Origin of the sequence: Streptomyces sp. NBC_01268, from assembly GCF_036240795.1 — a bacterium.
GTDB lineage: Bacteria > Actinomycetota > Actinomycetes > Streptomycetales > Streptomycetaceae > Streptomyces.
The window spans coordinates 1,426,896-1,442,821 of sequence record NZ_CP108454.1; the positions used below are offsets into that span (position 1 = coordinate 1,426,896).

Below are 15,926 nucleotides of genomic sequence, written 5' to 3' on the forward strand. Positions count from 1 at the left end.
GTGATGTCCGTCATGGGCCGCGGCTACGCTTCGCCGCAAGGCGCGACCGACGGAGCGAACGAGCAGGAGCGAGTCATGACAGAGGCGTTGATCAGGGCCGTGGGCGGCAAGGAGCCGAAGGTGGACCCGACGGCGTTCACCGCGCCGACCTCGGTGGTCCTCGGCGAGGTCACCCTCGGGCCCCGGGCCAGCGTCTGGTACCACGCGGTGCTGCGGGCGGACTGCGGGCCCATCGAGATCGGCGAGGACGCGAACGTGCAGGACAACTGCACGGTCCACGTCGACCCGGGCTACCCGGTGTCGGTCGGCGCGCGGGTGACGATCGGCCACAACGCGACCGTCCACGGCTGCGTCATCGAGGACGACGTGCTGGTCGGCATGGGTGCCACGATCCTCAACGGGGCGAGGATCGGCGCCGGTTCGCTGGTCGCCGCGCAGGCGCTGGTCCCGCAGGGCATGGAGGTGCCGCCCGGCTCGCTCGTGGCGGGCGTGCCGGCGAAGGTGCGGCGTGCGCTGACCGAGGAGGAGCTGGCGGGCATCCGGCTGAACGCCGAGATGTACCTGCACCTGGCCAAGGGCCACGCCGAGGCCTTCGAGGACTGAGGACCGCGGTGAGCGGCGGGGGCGCGGCCCCCGCCCCCCTCACACCCGCCCGGGGCGCTTCTTCCGGTCGGCCCGGCCCGCGACGAGGGCCTGGCGGATGTCGGCGGCGGTCCGCCGCGCGTACTCGCTGGTGGCGGTCGTCTCGGCGGTACCAGGGACGAAGCGGTGCTCCGGCGGCTTGCAGTACGCGCAGGGCCCGCCGTCGTGGATGAGCCGCCCGTCCTCGCAGGCCGGGTTCTGACAGGGGCCGCGGCCGACGAGGAACTCGGCGATCTCCTGCGGGGCCCAGCGGCGCCGGTTGTCCTCGTCGCGCTCGTGGATGGCGTGCGACCAGCGGGTGTGCCAGCGGCGTTCGACCCGGTCGAGGAGCTGGGCGGGGGTCCGGTGGGAGAGCTCGTCGGCCAGGATGTCGGGCAGGTTCCGCGGGAGGCGGTGGCCGAGCGCCTGGAGCAGCGGCTGGGGAAAGCCCTGCATGACGAAGCCGATGGGGTCGGTGCCCGGGCCCCGCTTCCAGGTGCGGCACCGGCAGGCGCCCTCCGCCGGGACGGGCCCGCCGCAGCGGCCGCACAGGCCGCGGCAGTCCGCGCACAGCCCGTTGTCCAGTCCGTCGAGGTGGGGCGCGGGCGCCCGTCCGCACTGCACGCAGCACGCGGCGCACATCCCGCACAGGCGCTCGTCGCCGATCCGCGTCGACCAGGAGCGCTGCTGGCAGCGACAGCACAGGTGCGACCTGCAGTGGTCGCCGTGCGCTCCGTCGTACCGGCCGAGGTTCTCGAGCACGACGCTCCTTTCCGACTTTCCGGGCTTCCGACTCTCCGGTCTCCCGCCTTTCCGGGCTACCGGGATTCCGGACTTTCCGAGCGGAACGCCCCCCACTCAGGGTAGCGACCCGCTCACGTACGGAGAGGGCTTTCCGGCCCCTCCCCCGCCGCCTACTCCGCGGCGGCGGTCGCCTCTGCTGCGGTGGCCTCGGCGCGGGCGGTGGCCTCGGCCGCGGCCTTCTTGGCCCGGTTCTTCAGGATGAGCATCGAGGCGAGGCCGATGAGGACCGCGAGGACCAGGCCGAGCCAGGAGAAGCGCTTGAGCCAGGCCTCGGCGACGATGCCCACCGAGTAGATGACCGCGGTGGTGCCGCCGGCCCAGAGGATGCCGCCGAGGACGTTGGCGGTGAGGAACTTCCAGTACGGCATGCGCAGGACGCCCGCGAGCGGCCCGGCGAAGATCCGCAGCAGGGCGACGAAGCGGCCGAAGAAGACCGCCCACATGCCCCACTTCTCGAAGGAGCGCTCCGCGAGGCCGATGTTGGCCTCGCTGAAGTGCTTGGGGAACTTCCGGCCCAGCGTCGCGAGCAGCGGCCGGCCGCCCTTGCGCCCGATCGCGTAGCCGATCGAGTCGCCGATGATGGCGCCGGCGCTGGCGCAGGCTCCGAGGACGTAGGGGTCGATCTCGCCGTGCTGCGACGCGAGCAGCGCCGAGCTGACGAGGACGATCTCGCCGGGGAGCGGGATGCCCAGGCTCTCGACCCCGATCACCACCCCGACCAGCGCGTAGACGGCGACCGCGGGGATCGTCTCCAGCCACTCCTGGACGTGCACGCGGGTTCCTCTCCCGTATCGCCGACCGAACCCCGGCAGCCTACCCGGTCACGGGGTGCCGACCCGGGTCTCGGTCCCCAGGCGGAAGGCCCGGGAGGACGATCCGACCCGCAGTTCGCGGCGGCCGGTGCCGAGGATCCAGCCGTGCCGGGCCGGGTCCCAGGAGGAGAGGGTGCGGGCGGCGACCCGGACGGTGACGCGGCGCCGCCCGCCGGGAGAGAGCTCCAGCCGCCGGTACCCGGCGAGGAGGCGGCTCGGCTGGTCGACGCCGAGGGCGGCGAGGTCCGGCGAGGGGCCCAGGTAGACCTGGGCGACCTCGACGCCGGTGCGGGTGCCGGTGTTGATCACGGTGAAGCCGACGTCGAGGCCGTCGCCGGCCGGGGCGACGCTCAGGTCGGCGTAGAGGAAGCGGGTGTACGACAGGCCGTGGCCGAAGGGGAAGAGCGGGGTCACGTCGTTGGCGTCGTACCAGCGGTACCCGACGTGGACGCCCTCCCCGTACTCCTCGATCCCGTCCTTCCCGGGATAGCGGACGGGGTCGCCCGCGGTGGGATGGCGGTCCTCGGAGGCGGGGAAGGTCTGGGTGAGCCGGCCGCCCGGGTCGGCGTCGCCGAAGAGCACGGCGGCGGTGGCCGCGGCGCCCTCCTGGCCCGGGTAGTACATCTGGAGCACGGCCGCCGTGCCGTCCAGCCACGGCATGGTGACGGCGGAGGAGGTGTTGAGGACCACGGTGGTGCGGGGGTTGGCCGCGCTCACCGCGGCGATCAGGTCCTCCTGGCGGCCCGGCAGGGCGAGTCCGGTGCGGTCGCGGCCCTCGCTTGCGTCCTCGTAGGCGAAGAGCACCACGCTGCGTGCGGCGCGGGCTGCGGCGACGGCCTCGGCGCGGTCGGCGGCCCGGGTGGCTCCGGTGGCGGCGCGCAGCCGGAACAGCTGGCCCGTGGCGCCGCCCTGCGCGGTGACGGTGAGCGTGTGGGGGCCGGCGGCGAGGCGGCGGTCGGCGCGGCGCAGGGCCAGCCCGTCGGCGGCGCGCCCGCCGAGTCCGCCGGCGAAGAACTCGGCGACGCCCGCCTTGACGGGGAAGAGCTCGACGCCGTCGAGGGTGACCACGGGGCGCTTGCCGCTGTAGTGGACGAAGAAGCTCCAGTCGTCGTCCTCGGTGGCGGTGAGGGTCCCCTCGTGGTGCCAGGTCCCGGCGGCGGCGACGTCGACGGCGTCGAGGTCCCGGGAGGGCACGGTGGGCGGCAGTGGCTTTCCGTAGAGGTCCTCGCCGAGGGCGTACGTGACGGTGGCGCCGTCGCCGGCGCGGGCGCGCAGGGCGTCGAGCGGGCTGGTGGCGCCGTCGGGGACGACGTGGGCGCTGCCGCCGCCGCTGACGAGGGGCACGGCGCCGGTGGGTCCGATGACGGCGATCGAGCGGGCGGCCCGTCCGGTCAGCGGCAGCGTCCCGGCCTCGTTGCGCAGCAGGGTGGCCCCGGCGGTCGCGACGCGGAGCGCGAGGCGGGCCCCCGCGGCGGCGTCGCGCGTGGGACGGTCGGCGCCCTCGTCGAGGAGGCCGAAGCGCTCGCGTACGGCGAGGAACCGGGCGACGGCGGTGTCGACGACGTCGTGTCCGATCCGCCCGTCGTCGACGGCCCGGCGCAGGGCGGCACCGTAGTAGGCGCCGCCGGGCATCTCCATGTCGCAGCCGGCGGTGAGGGCGGCGACGGTGGAGTGGACGGCTCCCCAGTCGCTCATGACCCAGCCCTCGAAGCCCCAGAGTTCGCGCAGGACCTCGGTGAGCAGGGCGCTGTTCTCGGTGGCGTGGACGCCGTCGATCTTGTTGTACGCGGCCATGACCGAGCCGGCCCCGGCGGCGACGGCGGCCTCGAAGCCGCGGAGTTCGGTCTCGTGGAGGGTCTGTTCGGCGGCCCGGACGTCGACGGACATCCGGTCGCGCTCCTGGTTGTTGAGGGCGAGGTGCTTGACGGTGGCGACGAGGTCCTCGGCCTGGATGCCGCGGACCTCCTCGGCGACGAGGTCCGCGGAGAGCAGCGGGTCCTCGGCGAAGGTCTCGAAGTTGCGGCCCGCGTAGGGGGTGCGGATGAGGTTGACCATCGGCGCCAGGAGGACGTCCTGGCCGAGTGCCCGGCCCTCGTGGCCGATGACCTGCCCGTAGGCGCGGGCGAGCGCCGGGTCGAAGGCCGCGGCGAGCATCACGGGTGCGGGCAGCGCGGTGGCGCGGCGGGCGACCCGGACGCCGGCGGGTCCGTCGGCGAGCCGGAGCGGCGGGATGCCGAGGCGGGGGACGCCGGGCACGTAGCCGGCCTGGCCGAGGCCCGCGGGGTCGGTGGCGCCGTGCAGGAGGGTGGTCTTCTCGTCGAGGGTGAGCTGTGCGACGAGGGTGCGGACGCGCTCGCTGAGCCGCGCGGGCACCGGGCGCCCGGTCCGCGCGCCCGGCGGGGGCGGTGCGGCGAGGGCGCGGCCCGCGCCGGCCGCGACGGCGGACAGGGCCGCCGCTCCGGCGAGGGCGAGCAGGAGCCGGCGCCGGGAGAGGTGGCGGGGTGCCGGGGCGGAGGCGGTCTCGTCCTGTTCCTGACGGGGGGTGTGGGGCACGGCGGCGCTCCTTCGGACCGGCACGATTCCTGCGATCATGCGTTGATCGCACTATGCGTGACGGTTCGTCCGATTCCGTGCCGCCGTGCCGGGGAGCCATGGGCCGAGCGGCCCCCCGGGGGACCCGGGGAGCCCTGGGGACGCCAGGACTCCGCAGGGCGTCAGGAGTTGGGCCGGAGCGTCCAGACGACGGTCATCTCGCCGGTGACGGCGCCGTCCTCGCGCGTGATGTCGATGCGCACCGGGAACTCGGGGCGCTCCCCCGCGTCGAGCGCGGCGACGACCTCGGCGATCGGGCGACCGAGGGTGGCGGTGGCGGTGACCACGCCCATGGCCAGCTTCTTGTAGCCGATCTCGGCCTTGACGGCGAGCGGCACGGCGCGGCCGAGCTGGTCGCCGAAGGCGGCGAGGACGATCGCCCCGCTGGCCGACTCGGCCAGGGTGAACATGGCGCCGGCGTGCGGGCCGCCCACGTGGTTGTGGTAGTCGGCCTGGTCCGGCAGGCGCACGACGGCGCGCTCGGCGGTGGTCTCCAGGAACTCGAGGTTGAGGGTCCTGGCCATGGGCACCGTGGCGGCGAGCATCTCGCCGACGGTCATCTGGTCTGCGCTCATGACCCGTGATGTTACCCACGGGTAGCAGTCTTCGCCATCCCCGCACGGGGGCGGCCGTAGCCTGGCCACCACCGCACCTCTATCGTTACTCGCCATGTGGCCAGGACAGCAGCCGCCCGGGGGCGAGCAGAACCCGCAGGACCAGAACCAGAACCCGTACGCACAGCCGGGCCAGCCCGGCTACGGGCAGCCGAACCCCTATGCCCAGCCGGGGTACCAGCAGCCCAGCCCGTACGGACAGCAGCCGACGCAGCCCGGTTACGGGCAGCAGAACCCGCCGTACGGGCAGCAGCCGCAGGCCAACCCGTACCAGCAGCCGACCGTGCCGCAGTACACGGTGCCGGGCCCGGTCCAGTCGGGCGGCGGGGACGGCGGCAAGAAGAAGCAGACCACCCTCGTGGCGATCGTCGCCGCCGTCGCCGTGCTCGCCGCGGCCGGCGTCGCCGGCTACCTCGTGCTCGGCAAGGACGACGACAAGAAGAACCAGGCGGACGACCCGAAGCCGGTCCGGACGGCCACCTCGGCGCCCTCCACCTCCTCGGCCCCGCCGCTCGACAACCCGCGCGACGGCGCCGACCACCAGCCCGTGATCCCGGGCTGGAAGGTCGTCTACAACCCCAAGTACGGCACGCTGTTCGACGTACCGCCCCAGTGGGAGGTGTCGAAGCAGGGCATGATCACGTACTTCGAGGACGAGAAGAAGGGCGACGGCTCCCCCGTCGTCACCATGTCCTCGCCCGCGCACTTCAAGAGCAACTGGTGCGCCTACGACACCGACAAGAACGGCAGCGAGGAGACCTGGGGCCTGAGCTCCGCCGGCACCAAGGGCGGCCAGGGCGCCAAGAACACCGACGAGGCCGCCTACAACGAGGCCGGCAACTGGGTGTGGGCCGGCTACGCCCAGCACATGCCCAAGGGCACCATCAAGATCACCAAGGCCGTTCCGTACACCACGAAGTCCGGCCTCAAGGGCAGCATGTCGACCGCCACCGCCCCCGGCATCAAGAAGCGCAACAAGTGCGAGTCGGACGGCAAGTCGCTCGCCTTCTCCTTCAAGAACGCCAAGGGCGACTTCTCCTCCTTCGTGCTGTACGCCGCCGCGGGCGTGAAGGAAGAGCTGCCGAACGCCACCGCGCAGCAGATCCTCTCCACGGTCCGCCTCGCCCCGGAGTCCCCGGAGTCGTCCTGAACCGCGCCCGCATGCCCGGCTGGGCCGGGCGGAACTACCTGCTGCTGACCGCCGCCGCGATCATCACCAACCTGGGCACCCACGGCGCCCTGATCGCGGCGGCGTTCGCCGTCATCCAGTCCGGCGGCGACGGCGGCGACGTCGGCCTGGTGGCGATGGCCCGCACGCTGCCCCTGGTGCTCTTCCTGCTCATCGGCGGCGCCGTCGCCGACCGGGTCCCCCGGCACCGGGTGATGGTCGCCGCCAACGCCCTCAACTGCGTCTCCCAGGCCGTGTTCGCCGTCCTCGTCCTCACCGGCGAGGCCCGGCTGTGGCACATGATGCTGCTGACCGCCCTGTGCGGCACCGGACAGGCCTTCTTCAACCCCGCCGCCGAGGGCATGCTGATGTCCAGCGTCAGCGGCGAGCAGGTCAGCCGCGCCTTCGCCCTCTTCCGGATGGCGATGCACGGCGCCGGCATCGGCGGGGCCGCGCTCGGCGGCGCGCTGATCGCCGCCGTCGGCCCCGGCTGGGTGCTCGCCGTCGACGCGGTCGCCTTCGCCCTCGCCGGGGCGCTGCGCGCCTTCCTCGACGTACGGCACATCCCCGAGCGCGCCGCGGGCGGCGGACTCCTCGCCGACCTGCGCGAGGGCTGGGACGAGTTCGCGAGCCGCCCCTGGCTCTGGGCGATCGTCGCCCAGTTCTCCATCGTGGTGGCGCTGGTCGGCGCGGCCGAGTCGGTGTACGGGCCGCTGGTCGCCCGGGACGAGCTGGGCGGCGCCCGGCCGTGGGGGCTCGCGCTCGCCGCGTTCGGCGTGGGCACGCTGGCCGGCGCGCTCCTGATGATCCGCTGGAAACCGCGCCGGATGCTGCTCGTGGGCACCGTCTGCGTCTTCCCCATCGCGCTGCCGTCGGCGGCGCTCGCGGTGCCGCTGGACGTGGTCGGCCTGTCGGCCGCGATGTTCGTCAGCGGCGTGGCCATCGAGGTGTTCGGCGTCTCCTGGATGACGGCGCTGCACCAGGAGATCCCGGAGGACAAGCTGTCCCGGGTCTCCGCCTACGACTGGTTCGGCTCGACGGCGATGCTGCCGCTCTCCACCGCGCTGGCCGGACCGGCCGAGGGCGTCTTCGGCCGCGGCAACGCCCTGTGGGGCTCGGCCGCGCTGATCGTGGTGGTCACCGCCCTGGTGCTGCTCGTGCCCGACGTACGCCATCTGACCCGGCGTACGAAGCGGGTGTCGGGCGCGACGCCGGAGGGGGCGGACGCGCAGGACCCCCGGGACGAGCCGAAGGCCGCTGGGGTCTCAGCCGATCCCGAAGGCTCCCTCCGGGGGAACGGGTGACGGTACGGCCTCCGCGTCCCGCACCGGTCGCGCGTCGCCGGTGAGGCGGGCCAGCGGCTCGCCCCACTCCACGCGCGCCGGGAAGGCGTCGGCCGCGGTGCGCCGGGCCAGGCGCGCGGTGTCGATCGGGCGGTCGGAGGCGACGAGCACCGCGTTGCCGAAGCGCCGGCCGCGCAGCACCGCCGGTTCGGCGATCAGCGCGAGCTCGGGGAAGACGGCCGCGAACGTGGCCAGCTGGGAGCGGAGGAACGGGAACGGCGCCCCGTCCGCGAGGTTCGCCGCGTAGGTCCCGCCGGGCCGCAGCACCCGCCGGGCCTGCCGGGCGTACTCCACGGACGTCAGGTGGGCGGGCACCCGCGAGCCGCCGAACACGTCCGCGACCAGCAGGTCCGCCGAGGCGTCCGGGGCGGCCTCCAGCCACTCCCGGGCGTCCGCCCCGTGCACGGCGATCCCCGATCCCTCGGGCAGCGGCAGGTGCTCGGCCACCAGCGCGAGCAGCCCCCGGTCCGCCTCGGCGACGTCCTGCCGGGAGCCGGGCCGGGTGGCGGCGACGTACCGGGGCAGGGTGAGGGCCCCGCCGCCCAGGTGCAGCACGTCGAGCGGGGCGCCCTCCTCGGCGGCGTGGTCCACGACGTGGGCGAGCCGCTGCGCGTACTCGAACTCCAGGTGCGCCGGGTCGTCGAGGTCGACGTACGACTGGGGCGCGCCGTCGACCGTGAGCAGCCAGCCCCGCTCGGTGTCCACGTCGGGCATGAGGCGCGCGGTGCCCCAGTCGACGTCTCGGATCACGGGAATCTGCTCGTTCACGCCCTCATTGTGCCGGTACGGCCACACCGGCCCGCGCGCGGGCGGGGAGCTCGCCGCGTGGGCCGTGGCCGGGGGCCGGCGCACGCCGGGAGGCCCGCGTCCCGCGGGAGCGGAACGCGGGCCCGAGGCACCGCCGGTGGAGGGTCGCGGTCGGTGGAGGGCGGCGGGCGGTGCCCGCCGCTCACAGCACCTCGGTCACCGTTCCCGCGCCGACCGTCCGTCCGCCCTCGCGGATCGCGAAGCCGAGCCCCGGCTCCAGGGGCGTGTCACGGCCGAGCTCAACGGTCATGGTGACCGTCTCGCCGGGCCGGGCGACGGCGCGCCCGCCGAGGTCGACGGCGCCGACGACATCGGCCGTGCGCAGGTAGAACTGCGGCCGGTAGCCGGTCGTGACGGGCGTGCTGCGGCCGCCTTCGCCGGCGGCGAGCACGTACACCCGCGCCGTGAAGCGGCGGCGTGGCACGAGACTGCCGGGCGCGGCCACCACATGGCCGCGTCGCACCGCACCGCGCGGCACGCCGCGCAGCAGGAGCGCCACGTTGTCGCCCGCCTGCGCCGACTCCATCGGCTTGCCGAAGGTCTCGACGCCGGTGACCACGGTCTCGGTCTCCGTGCCGGGCACCTGGACGCGGTCGCCGACCCGGACGCTGCCGCGCTCCACGGCGCCGGTCACGACGGTGCCGCGGCCGGTGATGGTGAGCACGTTCTCGACCGGCAGCAGGAACGGCGCGTCCACGTACCGCACCGGTACCGGCACGTAGGTGTCCACGGCGTCGAGCAGGGCCTCGATGGAGGCGGTCCAGCGTGGGTCGCCCTCCAGGGCCCGCAGGCCGGAGACCCGGATCACGGGTACGCCGTCGCCGCCGTAGCCGTGCGCGGTCAGGAGCTCCCGCACCTCCAGCTCGACCAGGTCGGTCAGCTCGTCGTCCGCACCGTCGGCCTTGTTGAGCGCGACGACGATGTGGTCGACGCCGACCTGCCGGGCGAGCAGGACGTGCTCGGCGGTCTGCGGCATGATCCCGTCGAGCGCGGAGACGACGAGGATCGCCCCGTCGAGCTGGGCCGCGCCCGTGACCATGTTCTTGATGTAGTCGGCGTGCCCGGGCATGTCGACGTGGGCGTAGTGGCGGGTCTCGGTCTCGTACTCGACGTGCGCCACGTTGATCGTGATGCCGCGGCGCGCCTCCTCGGGGGCGCGGTCGATCCGCTCGAAGGGGACGTACGCGGTGGGGCCGTCGGTGGCCCGCTCGCTGAGGACCTTGGTGAGGGCGGCGGTCAGGGTGGTCTTGCCGTGGTCGACGTGGCCCATGGTGCCGATGTTGAGGTGGGGCTTGGTGCGCGCGTAAGCCTGCTTGGGCATGGCTGGATCGCTCGTTTCGGTGCTCGACGCGTGTGTGGGGACCCCGGGGCCGGACCGACCCTCCCCCTGTGGGGTCCGCCGGACGATCCGGGGAGGGTCAGCTTCGGTCGCCGCCGAGCGTCGGCGCACAGACGCACACGGCAGCCTTCGGCGCGTCCGCGACTGCGGACGGCGCTGCGAGGAAGGCGTACCGGGACATGCCCACGATCATGGCCGCCCGGCGCGTCCGGGTCGACCGAATTTCGGCGGGCTCAGAGGTTCTTGAGGGCCTCGCGCACGGAGAGCGGGGAGAGCCGGGAGGTGTGCTCGGCGACGAAGGCGCGCACCTCGGCCGGATCGGTCTTGGCGTACTCGCGCAGGCTCCAGCCGATCGCCTTGCGGATGAAGAAGTCCGGGTGGCCGGAGCGGAGCAGGCAGTAGGAGAAGAGGCGCTCGGTGTCGGTGGCGTCCTTGAAGCGCAGCTGGTGCAGGATCGCGGTGCGCGCCACCCACAGGTCGTCGTCGGTGACCCAGGCGTCCATGCGGGCCGCGAGCGCGGGGTCGGCGGCGACGAGCGGGCCGACGACGTGGGCGGCGAGGTGGTCGACGGTGTCCCACCAGGAGACGGTGGTCACGAGGGCGTGGGCGACCGGCAGGAAGCCGGACGAGCAGCGCTTCACGTGGCGGCGCAGGTAGTCGACGGCGAAGTAGTGGTACTCCCGCTCGGGCAGGGCGAAGCAGCGCAGGGCGACGGCGGCGCAGTCGGCCTCGTCGGGGACGGGGGTGCCGGCCAGGACGGTGCGGGACAGGGCGCGGCGCTCCGGGGTCCGCAGTCCGAGGAAGGGCGCGACGCCCTTCATGTACGCGATCATCTCCTGCGCGCGGAAGGGGTCGCCGCCCGTGGGGTAGACCTCCGTGAGCCGGGTGAGGAGGGTGTCGGCGAGGGCGCTGTCGGGTACGGCGGGGGTGGCGGCGGAGGTCACCGCCCCACTGTAGGGCGGGCTCTGGGGCGGCGCCGTGCATGGCGCTCATTACGGCGATCACATGCGGTCTTCGGTTACTCTCCCCGGATGTTCGAGCCCGTGTCCGTCCGCCGCTCCGGGGTGCTGCTCGCGCCCAAGGCCCGGCTGGCGTATCTCGCCGTGATCCTGCTCGCCGCGGGGTCGTCGGTGCTGCTCTTCGAGCCGCAGCGGCTGCTCTCGGCCGGCTGGCCGCCCCAGTTGAGCGGCGCGGGCGCGGTCGTGGTCTTCGGCCTGCTGTACGGGGTGTGCACGGCGGCCCTCGTGCCGCGGCCGCTGTTGAACCTGGCGGCGGGTGCTCTCTTCGGCGCCCCGGCGGGCTTCGCCGCGTCCCTCGGGGGCACGGTCCTGGGCGCGGGCATCTCGTTCGCGCTGGGCAGGGCCCTGGGCCAGGACGCCCTGCGCCCGTACGTGCGCGGGCGCTGGCTGGAGGCGGCGGACGGGCAGTTGAGCCGGCACGGGTTCCGGTCGATGCTGGCGATCCGGCTCTTCCCGGGGATGCCGTTCGCGGTGGCCAACTACGGCGCCGCGGTCTCCCGCATGAAGTACCTGCCGTTCCTCCTGGCGACGGGCCTCGGCTCCGTCCCGAACACGGCCGCCTACGTGGTCGCGGGCAGCGAGGCCACCTCGCCGACCTCCCCCGCCTTCTTGATCTCGATGGGGTTCATCGTCCTGTCGGTGGCGGGTGCCGCCGTGGTCGGCTGGCGCAAGCGGCACCGCCTCCGCGGGCCCGTGGAGGCGCCGGTGGAGGCGGAGCCCCGGCTGGAGTCGGTGTCGGCCTGACCGTCCGTCGGCCTGGATCCGGCGGGCTGTCCGTCCGTCGGATCCTGGATCCTGGATCCGACCCCTCACACCGCTTCGATGATCATCGCGTTGGCCAGTCCGCCCGCCTCGCACATCGCCTGGAGCCCGTACCGGCCGCCGCGCGCCCGCAGGGCGTGCACCAGGGTGGTGGTCAGGCGGGTGCCGCTCGCGCCGAGCGGGTGGCCGAGGGCGATGGCGCCGCCGTGGACGTTGACCCGGTCGAGGTCGGCGCCGGTCTCCTGCCGCCAGGCGAGGACGACGCTCGCGAAGGCCTCGTTGATCTCGAAGAGGTCGATGTCGGCGAGGCCGAGACCGGCTCGGCGCAGCACCTTCTCGGTGGCCGGGATCACCCCGGTCAGCATGAGCAGCGGGTCGGAGCCGGTCACCGCGAAGGAGTGCAGCCGGGCGAGCGGGCGCAGGCCGAGGCGCCGCGCGGTCCCGGCCTCCATGACGAGGACCGCGGACGCCCCGTCGTTGACCGGGCTGCTGTTGCCCGCGGTGACCGACCAGTCGATCTGCGGGAAGCGCTCCGCGAAGCCCGGGTCCCGGAAGGCGGGCCGGAGCCCGGCGAGGACCTCGGGGGTGGTCGCGGGCCGCACGGACTCGTCGCGGCGCACCTCCCCGTACGGGACGACCTCGGCGTCGAAGAGTCCGGCCGCCCAGCTCCGCGCGGCCTTCGCGTGCGAGGCGGCGGCGAACTCGTCCATGGCCGCGCGGCCGAGGGACCACTTCGCGGCGATGAGCTCCGCGCTGATCCCCTGCGGGACCAGGCCCTCCGGGTAGCGCTCGGCGACCCCGGGCCCGAAGGGATCGGCGCCCGGCGGCACGTTGGACCACATCGGGACCCGGCTCATGGACTCGACGCCGCAGGCGACCGCGATGTCGTAGGCGCCGGACAGCACGCCCTGGGCGGCGAAGTGCACGGCCTGCTGCGAGGAGCCGCACTGCCGGTCGACGGTCGTGGCGGGCACGGTCTCCGGCAGGCCTGCGCCCAGCCAGGCGTAGCGGGTGGTGTTCATGGCCTGCTCGCCGACCTGGTCGACGGTGCCGCCGATGACGTCGTCGACGAGGGCGGGATCGATCCCGGTGCGGTCGATCAGGGCCCGCAGGGTGTGCGACAGCAGGGCGACGGGATGGACGCCGGCGAGTGCTCCGCCGGGCTTGCCCTTCCCGATCGGCGTACGGACGGCTTCGACGATGACGGCGTCGCGCATGACACGGCTCCAGGAGGGTGAGTTGGATAACTGGACCAACACCTGTCGGTAACATAACCCAGCGAGTCCACTTTTCAAACCCTCACCCGTGCGTCTGGCTTACTCTTGGGCGCATGAAGGCCGCCCCCCGCCCCTGCTCCATCGCCGACACCCTGGCGCTCGTCGGTGAGAAGTACTCCCTCCTCGTCCTGCGCGAGGTCTCGCTCGGCGTCCACCGCTTCGACCGGATCGCACGCAACACGGGCGCACCGCGCGACATCCTCACCGCCCGCCTCAAGCGGCTCGTCGAGGCCGGGATCCTGGAGAAGGTCGAGTACAGCGAGCGCCCCAAGCGCTACGAGTACCGGGCGACGCCGGCCGGCGAGGAACTGCAGCCGGTCCTCGTCACGCTGATGGCCTGGGGCGACCGCCACCTCAATCCGGAGCGGCGACCGACGCTCCTGGAGCACAGCTGCGGCGAGCTGCTGAGCCCGCGCGTGATCTGCGCGAGCTGCGGCGACGAGGCGGACGCCGCGAGCCTCAAGGCCCTCGTGCAGGCGCCGGGATGGACGACCGCGGGGCCCGTGGAGAGCTGAGCCGCTCCCCCGGACGGCCCGGGCCGCCCTGCGAACGGGCCCGTCATCTTGGGGCGGTACGCTGCGCAGCGACCTTCTGACCGCACGCGTACAAACGGGACGGCCCTGGCCCCATGAGTTGGTTCGAATCATTCATCCTCGGACTCGTCCAGGGGCTGACGGAGTTCCTTCCCATCTCCTCCAGCGCGCATCTGCGGCTCACCGCCGCGTTCGCCGGCTGGGAGGACCCCGGTGCGGCGTTCACGGCGATCACCCAGATCGGCACCGAGGCCGCCGTGCTCATCTACTTCCGCAAGGACATCGCGCGGATCGTCTCCGCGTGGTTCCGCTCGCTCTTCGACAAGTCGATGCGCTCCGACCACGACGCGCAGATGGGCTGGCTCGTCATCGTCGGCTCGCTGCCGATCGGCGTCCTCGGCGTCACGTTCAAGGACCAGATCGAGGGCCCCTTCCGCGATCTGCGGCTGATCGCCACCACGCTCATCGTGATGGGCATCGTGCTCGGCATCGCCGACCGGCTCGCGGCCCGCGACGAGATCGGCGGGCGTCACCGGGCGATCCGCGAGCGCAAGTCGCTGAGGGAACTCGGCGTGCGGGACGGCCTCATCTTCGGCTTCTGCCAGGCGATGGCCCTGATCCCGGGCGTCTCCCGCTCCGGCGCCACCATCTCCGGCGGTCTGTTCATGGGCTACACCCGCGAGGCGGCCGCCCGCTACTCGTTCCTCCTCGCCATCCCGGCCGTGCTCGCCTCCGGCGTGTTCGAGCTGAAGGACGCGGGCGAGGGGCACGTCTCCTGGGGCCCGACGGTCTTCGCCACGATCATCGCCTTCGGCGTCGGGTACGCGGTGATCGCCTGGTTCATGAAGTTCATCACCACGAAGTCCTTCATGCCCTTCGTGATCTACCGGATCGCCCTCGGCATCCTCCTGTTCTTCCTGGTCGGCTCGGACGTCCTCAGCCCCCACGCGGGCGAGTCCGCCGGCTGACCCGCGGTGCGGGGCCCGGGGACACCCCGGCCCCGCACCGGCCGCGGCCAGACCGACCGTCCGGCCGCCGCCCGCCGCTCCTCAGCCCTGGTACGGGACGCGCGCCAGCTCCGTGATGCCACCGAGGGTGCCCCACTCGTTCTTGCCGAGCCGGGCGAGCGGCCGCATCAGCGTCATCTCCGGGTGCCCGTCGACGAGCACCGACTCGTCCACCGCCGCGTGCACCACCCGCCCGAAGACCACCGTCGAGTCACCGATCCGCAGCGTGCTGTGCAGCTCGCACTCCAGCGCCACCGGCGACTGGGCGACCCGCGGCGGCCGCACCCGCAGGCTCGGCTCGCGCTCGACGTCGCACGCGTCGAACTCGCTCGTCCCGCGCGGGAAGTCCGTCGCCGTCGCGTTGACCGCGCCGAAGAGCCCCTCGGGGGCGAGGTTCACGACGAACTGCCCCGTCTCCTCCACGTTGCGCAGCGAGTCCTTGCGGCCCACCGAGGTGAACTGCACGACGGGCGGCACCACCGAGGAGATGGTGAAGAAGGAGTGCGGGGCGAGGTTGTCCGTCCCGTCGGCGGCGGTCGTCGACACCCAGGCGATGGGCCGGGGCACGACGGTGGCGGTGAGCAGCCGGTAGAAGGAGTTCCGGTCGGTCCGCTCGGGATCGATGTTCATGCGCATGGCTGAAAGTATGACGGTTCTCGTACCAAGCCCCGACCGCACGCCCCTTGGCCCCTGGCCCGCTCTGCCCGACACTGAACCGATGACGCAGCGCGTGGACCTCGCGACCGTGATGGACCGGCTCGCCATCGACGACCTGATCACCGGCTACGCGGTGGCCGTGGACGACTCCGACTGGGCGGCGTACCGCGCGCTGTTCACTCCGGACGGGCGTGCCGACTACAGCGGTTCCGGGGGGATCGAGGGCCCGGCCGCCGAGGTCGCCGACTGGCTCGCGGAGACGATGCTCCTGTTCCCGGTGCGCCAGCACCTCATCGTCAACCGGCGGGTGCGCATCCAGGACCTGGGGGGCTACCCGGGCGACACCGCGACGGTGCGCGCCGACTATCTGAACCCCATGCGCTTCGAGTCGGGCGAGGACTTCGTGTGCGGCGGGCGCTACACGTTCACGCTGCGCCGCACGGGCGGCGGCTGGTTGCTGCGTTCGGTCGTCGTCGAGGAGAAGTGGCGCCGCGTGTGAGGTCCGGCGGCCGGGCCGCGCGCACACTGGTGGGGGTGCCCCCGGACGAAGTCCGAGGGAGCGACACCGGGA

Annotated in this window: 16 protein-coding genes; 7 read left to right on the forward strand and 9 right to left on the reverse strand. The window is 73.7% G+C overall.

The window, feature by feature from the left end; translation table 11 throughout:
* Nucleotides 1-75: 75 nt before the first annotated feature.
* Entirely contained in the window at nucleotides 76-603 is a 528-nt protein-coding gene (locus OG309_RS06005; RefSeq protein WP_329418754.1) for a gamma carbonic anhydrase family protein, read from the forward strand.
* 39 nt (nucleotides 604-642) lie between these two features.
* Here OG309_RS06005 and OG309_RS06010 read toward each other — a convergent pair whose 3' ends face one another.
* The 4 genes from OG309_RS06010 to OG309_RS06025 all read right to left on the reverse strand — a co-directional run bounded on the left by OG309_RS06010 (nucleotide 643) and on the right by OG309_RS06025 (nucleotide 5,389).
* The gene (locus OG309_RS06010; protein ID WP_329418755.1) at nucleotides 643-1,383 is read right to left on the reverse strand and encodes a hypothetical protein; all 741 of its coding nucleotides are present in this window, start codon (nucleotides 1,381-1,383) and stop codon (nucleotides 643-645) included.
* Between the two features lie 152 nt (nucleotides 1,384-1,535).
* On the reverse strand, nucleotides 1,536-2,198 hold the full coding sequence (locus OG309_RS06015) for a DedA family protein (protein ID WP_329418757.1): 663 nt from the start codon (nucleotides 2,196-2,198) through the stop codon (nucleotides 1,536-1,538).
* A 48-nt stretch (nucleotides 2,199-2,246) separates the two neighbouring features.
* On the reverse strand, nucleotides 2,247-4,790 hold the full coding sequence (locus OG309_RS06020; RefSeq protein WP_329418758.1) for a glycoside hydrolase family 3 C-terminal domain-containing protein: 2,544 nt from the start codon (nucleotides 4,788-4,790) through the stop codon (nucleotides 2,247-2,249).
* 161 nt (nucleotides 4,791-4,951) lie between these two features.
* Nucleotides 4,952-5,389 carry a DUF4442 domain-containing protein gene (locus OG309_RS06025; protein WP_329428172.1) on the reverse strand — a complete coding sequence of 146 codons (438 nt, stop codon included), beginning with the start codon at nucleotides 5,387-5,389 and terminating at the stop codon, nucleotides 4,952-4,954.
* A 109-nt stretch (nucleotides 5,390-5,498) separates the two neighbouring features.
* Between OG309_RS06025 and OG309_RS06030 the strand changes: the two genes are divergently transcribed.
* Together OG309_RS06030 and OG309_RS06035 are read left to right on the forward strand one after the other, a co-directional pair.
* Nucleotides 5,499-6,593, forward strand: a complete 1,095-nt coding sequence (locus OG309_RS06030; protein ID WP_329418759.1) for a hypothetical protein — start codon at nucleotides 5,499-5,501, stop codon at nucleotides 6,591-6,593.
* Between the two features lie 11 nt (nucleotides 6,594-6,604).
* Nucleotides 6,605-7,915 carry an MFS transporter gene (locus tag OG309_RS06035; RefSeq protein WP_329418760.1) on the forward strand — a complete coding sequence of 437 codons (1,311 nt, stop codon included), beginning with the start codon at nucleotides 6,605-6,607 and terminating at the stop codon, nucleotides 7,913-7,915.
* On the opposite strand, the gene OG309_RS06040 is transcribed toward OG309_RS06035, so the two are convergent.
* The 3 genes from OG309_RS06040 to OG309_RS06050 all read right to left on the reverse strand — a co-directional run bounded on the left by OG309_RS06040 (nucleotide 7,877) and on the right by OG309_RS06050 (nucleotide 11,044).
* Nucleotides 7,877-8,722 (reverse strand): spermidine synthase, encoded by an 846-nt coding sequence (locus OG309_RS06040; RefSeq protein ID WP_329418761.1) that lies wholly within the window; start codon nucleotides 8,720-8,722, stop codon nucleotides 7,877-7,879. The genes OG309_RS06035 and OG309_RS06040 overlap by 39 nt on opposite strands.
* 181 nt (nucleotides 8,723-8,903) lie before the next feature.
* Nucleotides 8,904-10,082 (reverse strand): elongation factor Tu, encoded by a 1,179-nt coding sequence (tuf, locus tag OG309_RS06045; RefSeq protein ID WP_329418763.1) that lies wholly within the window; start codon nucleotides 10,080-10,082, stop codon nucleotides 8,904-8,906.
* 251 nt (nucleotides 10,083-10,333) lie between these two features.
* Nucleotides 10,334-11,044 carry a DNA alkylation repair protein gene (locus tag OG309_RS06050; RefSeq protein ID WP_329418765.1) on the reverse strand — a complete coding sequence of 237 codons (711 nt, stop codon included), beginning with the start codon at nucleotides 11,042-11,044 and terminating at the stop codon, nucleotides 10,334-10,336.
* An 87-nt stretch (nucleotides 11,045-11,131) separates the two neighbouring features.
* On the opposite strand from OG309_RS06050, the gene OG309_RS06055 reads away from it, so the two are divergent.
* Nucleotides 11,132-11,863: a TVP38/TMEM64 family protein gene (locus OG309_RS06055; protein ID WP_329418767.1), complete on the forward strand. Its 732-nt coding sequence runs from the start codon at nucleotides 11,132-11,134 to the stop codon at nucleotides 11,861-11,863.
* A 65-nt stretch (nucleotides 11,864-11,928) separates the two neighbouring features.
* Here the strand turns inward: OG309_RS06055 and OG309_RS06060 are convergent, their stop codons facing one another.
* A complete protein-coding gene (locus OG309_RS06060) occupies nucleotides 11,929-13,098 on the reverse strand; it encodes a thiolase family protein (protein WP_329418769.1) in 1,170 nt (389 codons plus the stop codon).
* 113 nt (nucleotides 13,099-13,211) lie between these two features.
* Between OG309_RS06060 and OG309_RS06065 the strand changes: the two genes are divergently transcribed.
* Both OG309_RS06065 and OG309_RS06070 read left to right on the forward strand, forming a co-directional pair.
* The gene (locus OG309_RS06065) at nucleotides 13,212-13,673 is read left to right on the forward strand and encodes a winged helix-turn-helix transcriptional regulator (protein ID WP_329418770.1); all 462 of its coding nucleotides are present in this window, start codon (nucleotides 13,212-13,214) and stop codon (nucleotides 13,671-13,673) included.
* 113 nt (nucleotides 13,674-13,786) lie between these two features.
* The gene (locus OG309_RS06070; protein WP_329418771.1) at nucleotides 13,787-14,659 is read left to right on the forward strand and encodes an undecaprenyl-diphosphate phosphatase; all 873 of its coding nucleotides are present in this window, start codon (nucleotides 13,787-13,789) and stop codon (nucleotides 14,657-14,659) included.
* Between the two features lie 81 nt (nucleotides 14,660-14,740).
* Here OG309_RS06070 and OG309_RS06075 read toward each other — a convergent pair whose 3' ends face one another.
* Nucleotides 14,741-15,334, reverse strand: coding sequence for a flavin reductase family protein (locus OG309_RS06075; protein WP_329418772.1), 594 nt, complete (start codon nucleotides 15,332-15,334; stop codon nucleotides 14,741-14,743).
* An 82-nt stretch (nucleotides 15,335-15,416) separates the two neighbouring features.
* On the opposite strand from OG309_RS06075, the gene OG309_RS06080 reads away from it, so the two are divergent.
* Nucleotides 15,417-15,854 (forward strand): nuclear transport factor 2 family protein, encoded by a 438-nt coding sequence (locus tag OG309_RS06080; protein ID WP_329418774.1) that lies wholly within the window; start codon nucleotides 15,417-15,419, stop codon nucleotides 15,852-15,854.
* The last annotated feature ends 72 nt before the right edge of the window (nucleotides 15,855-15,926 follow it).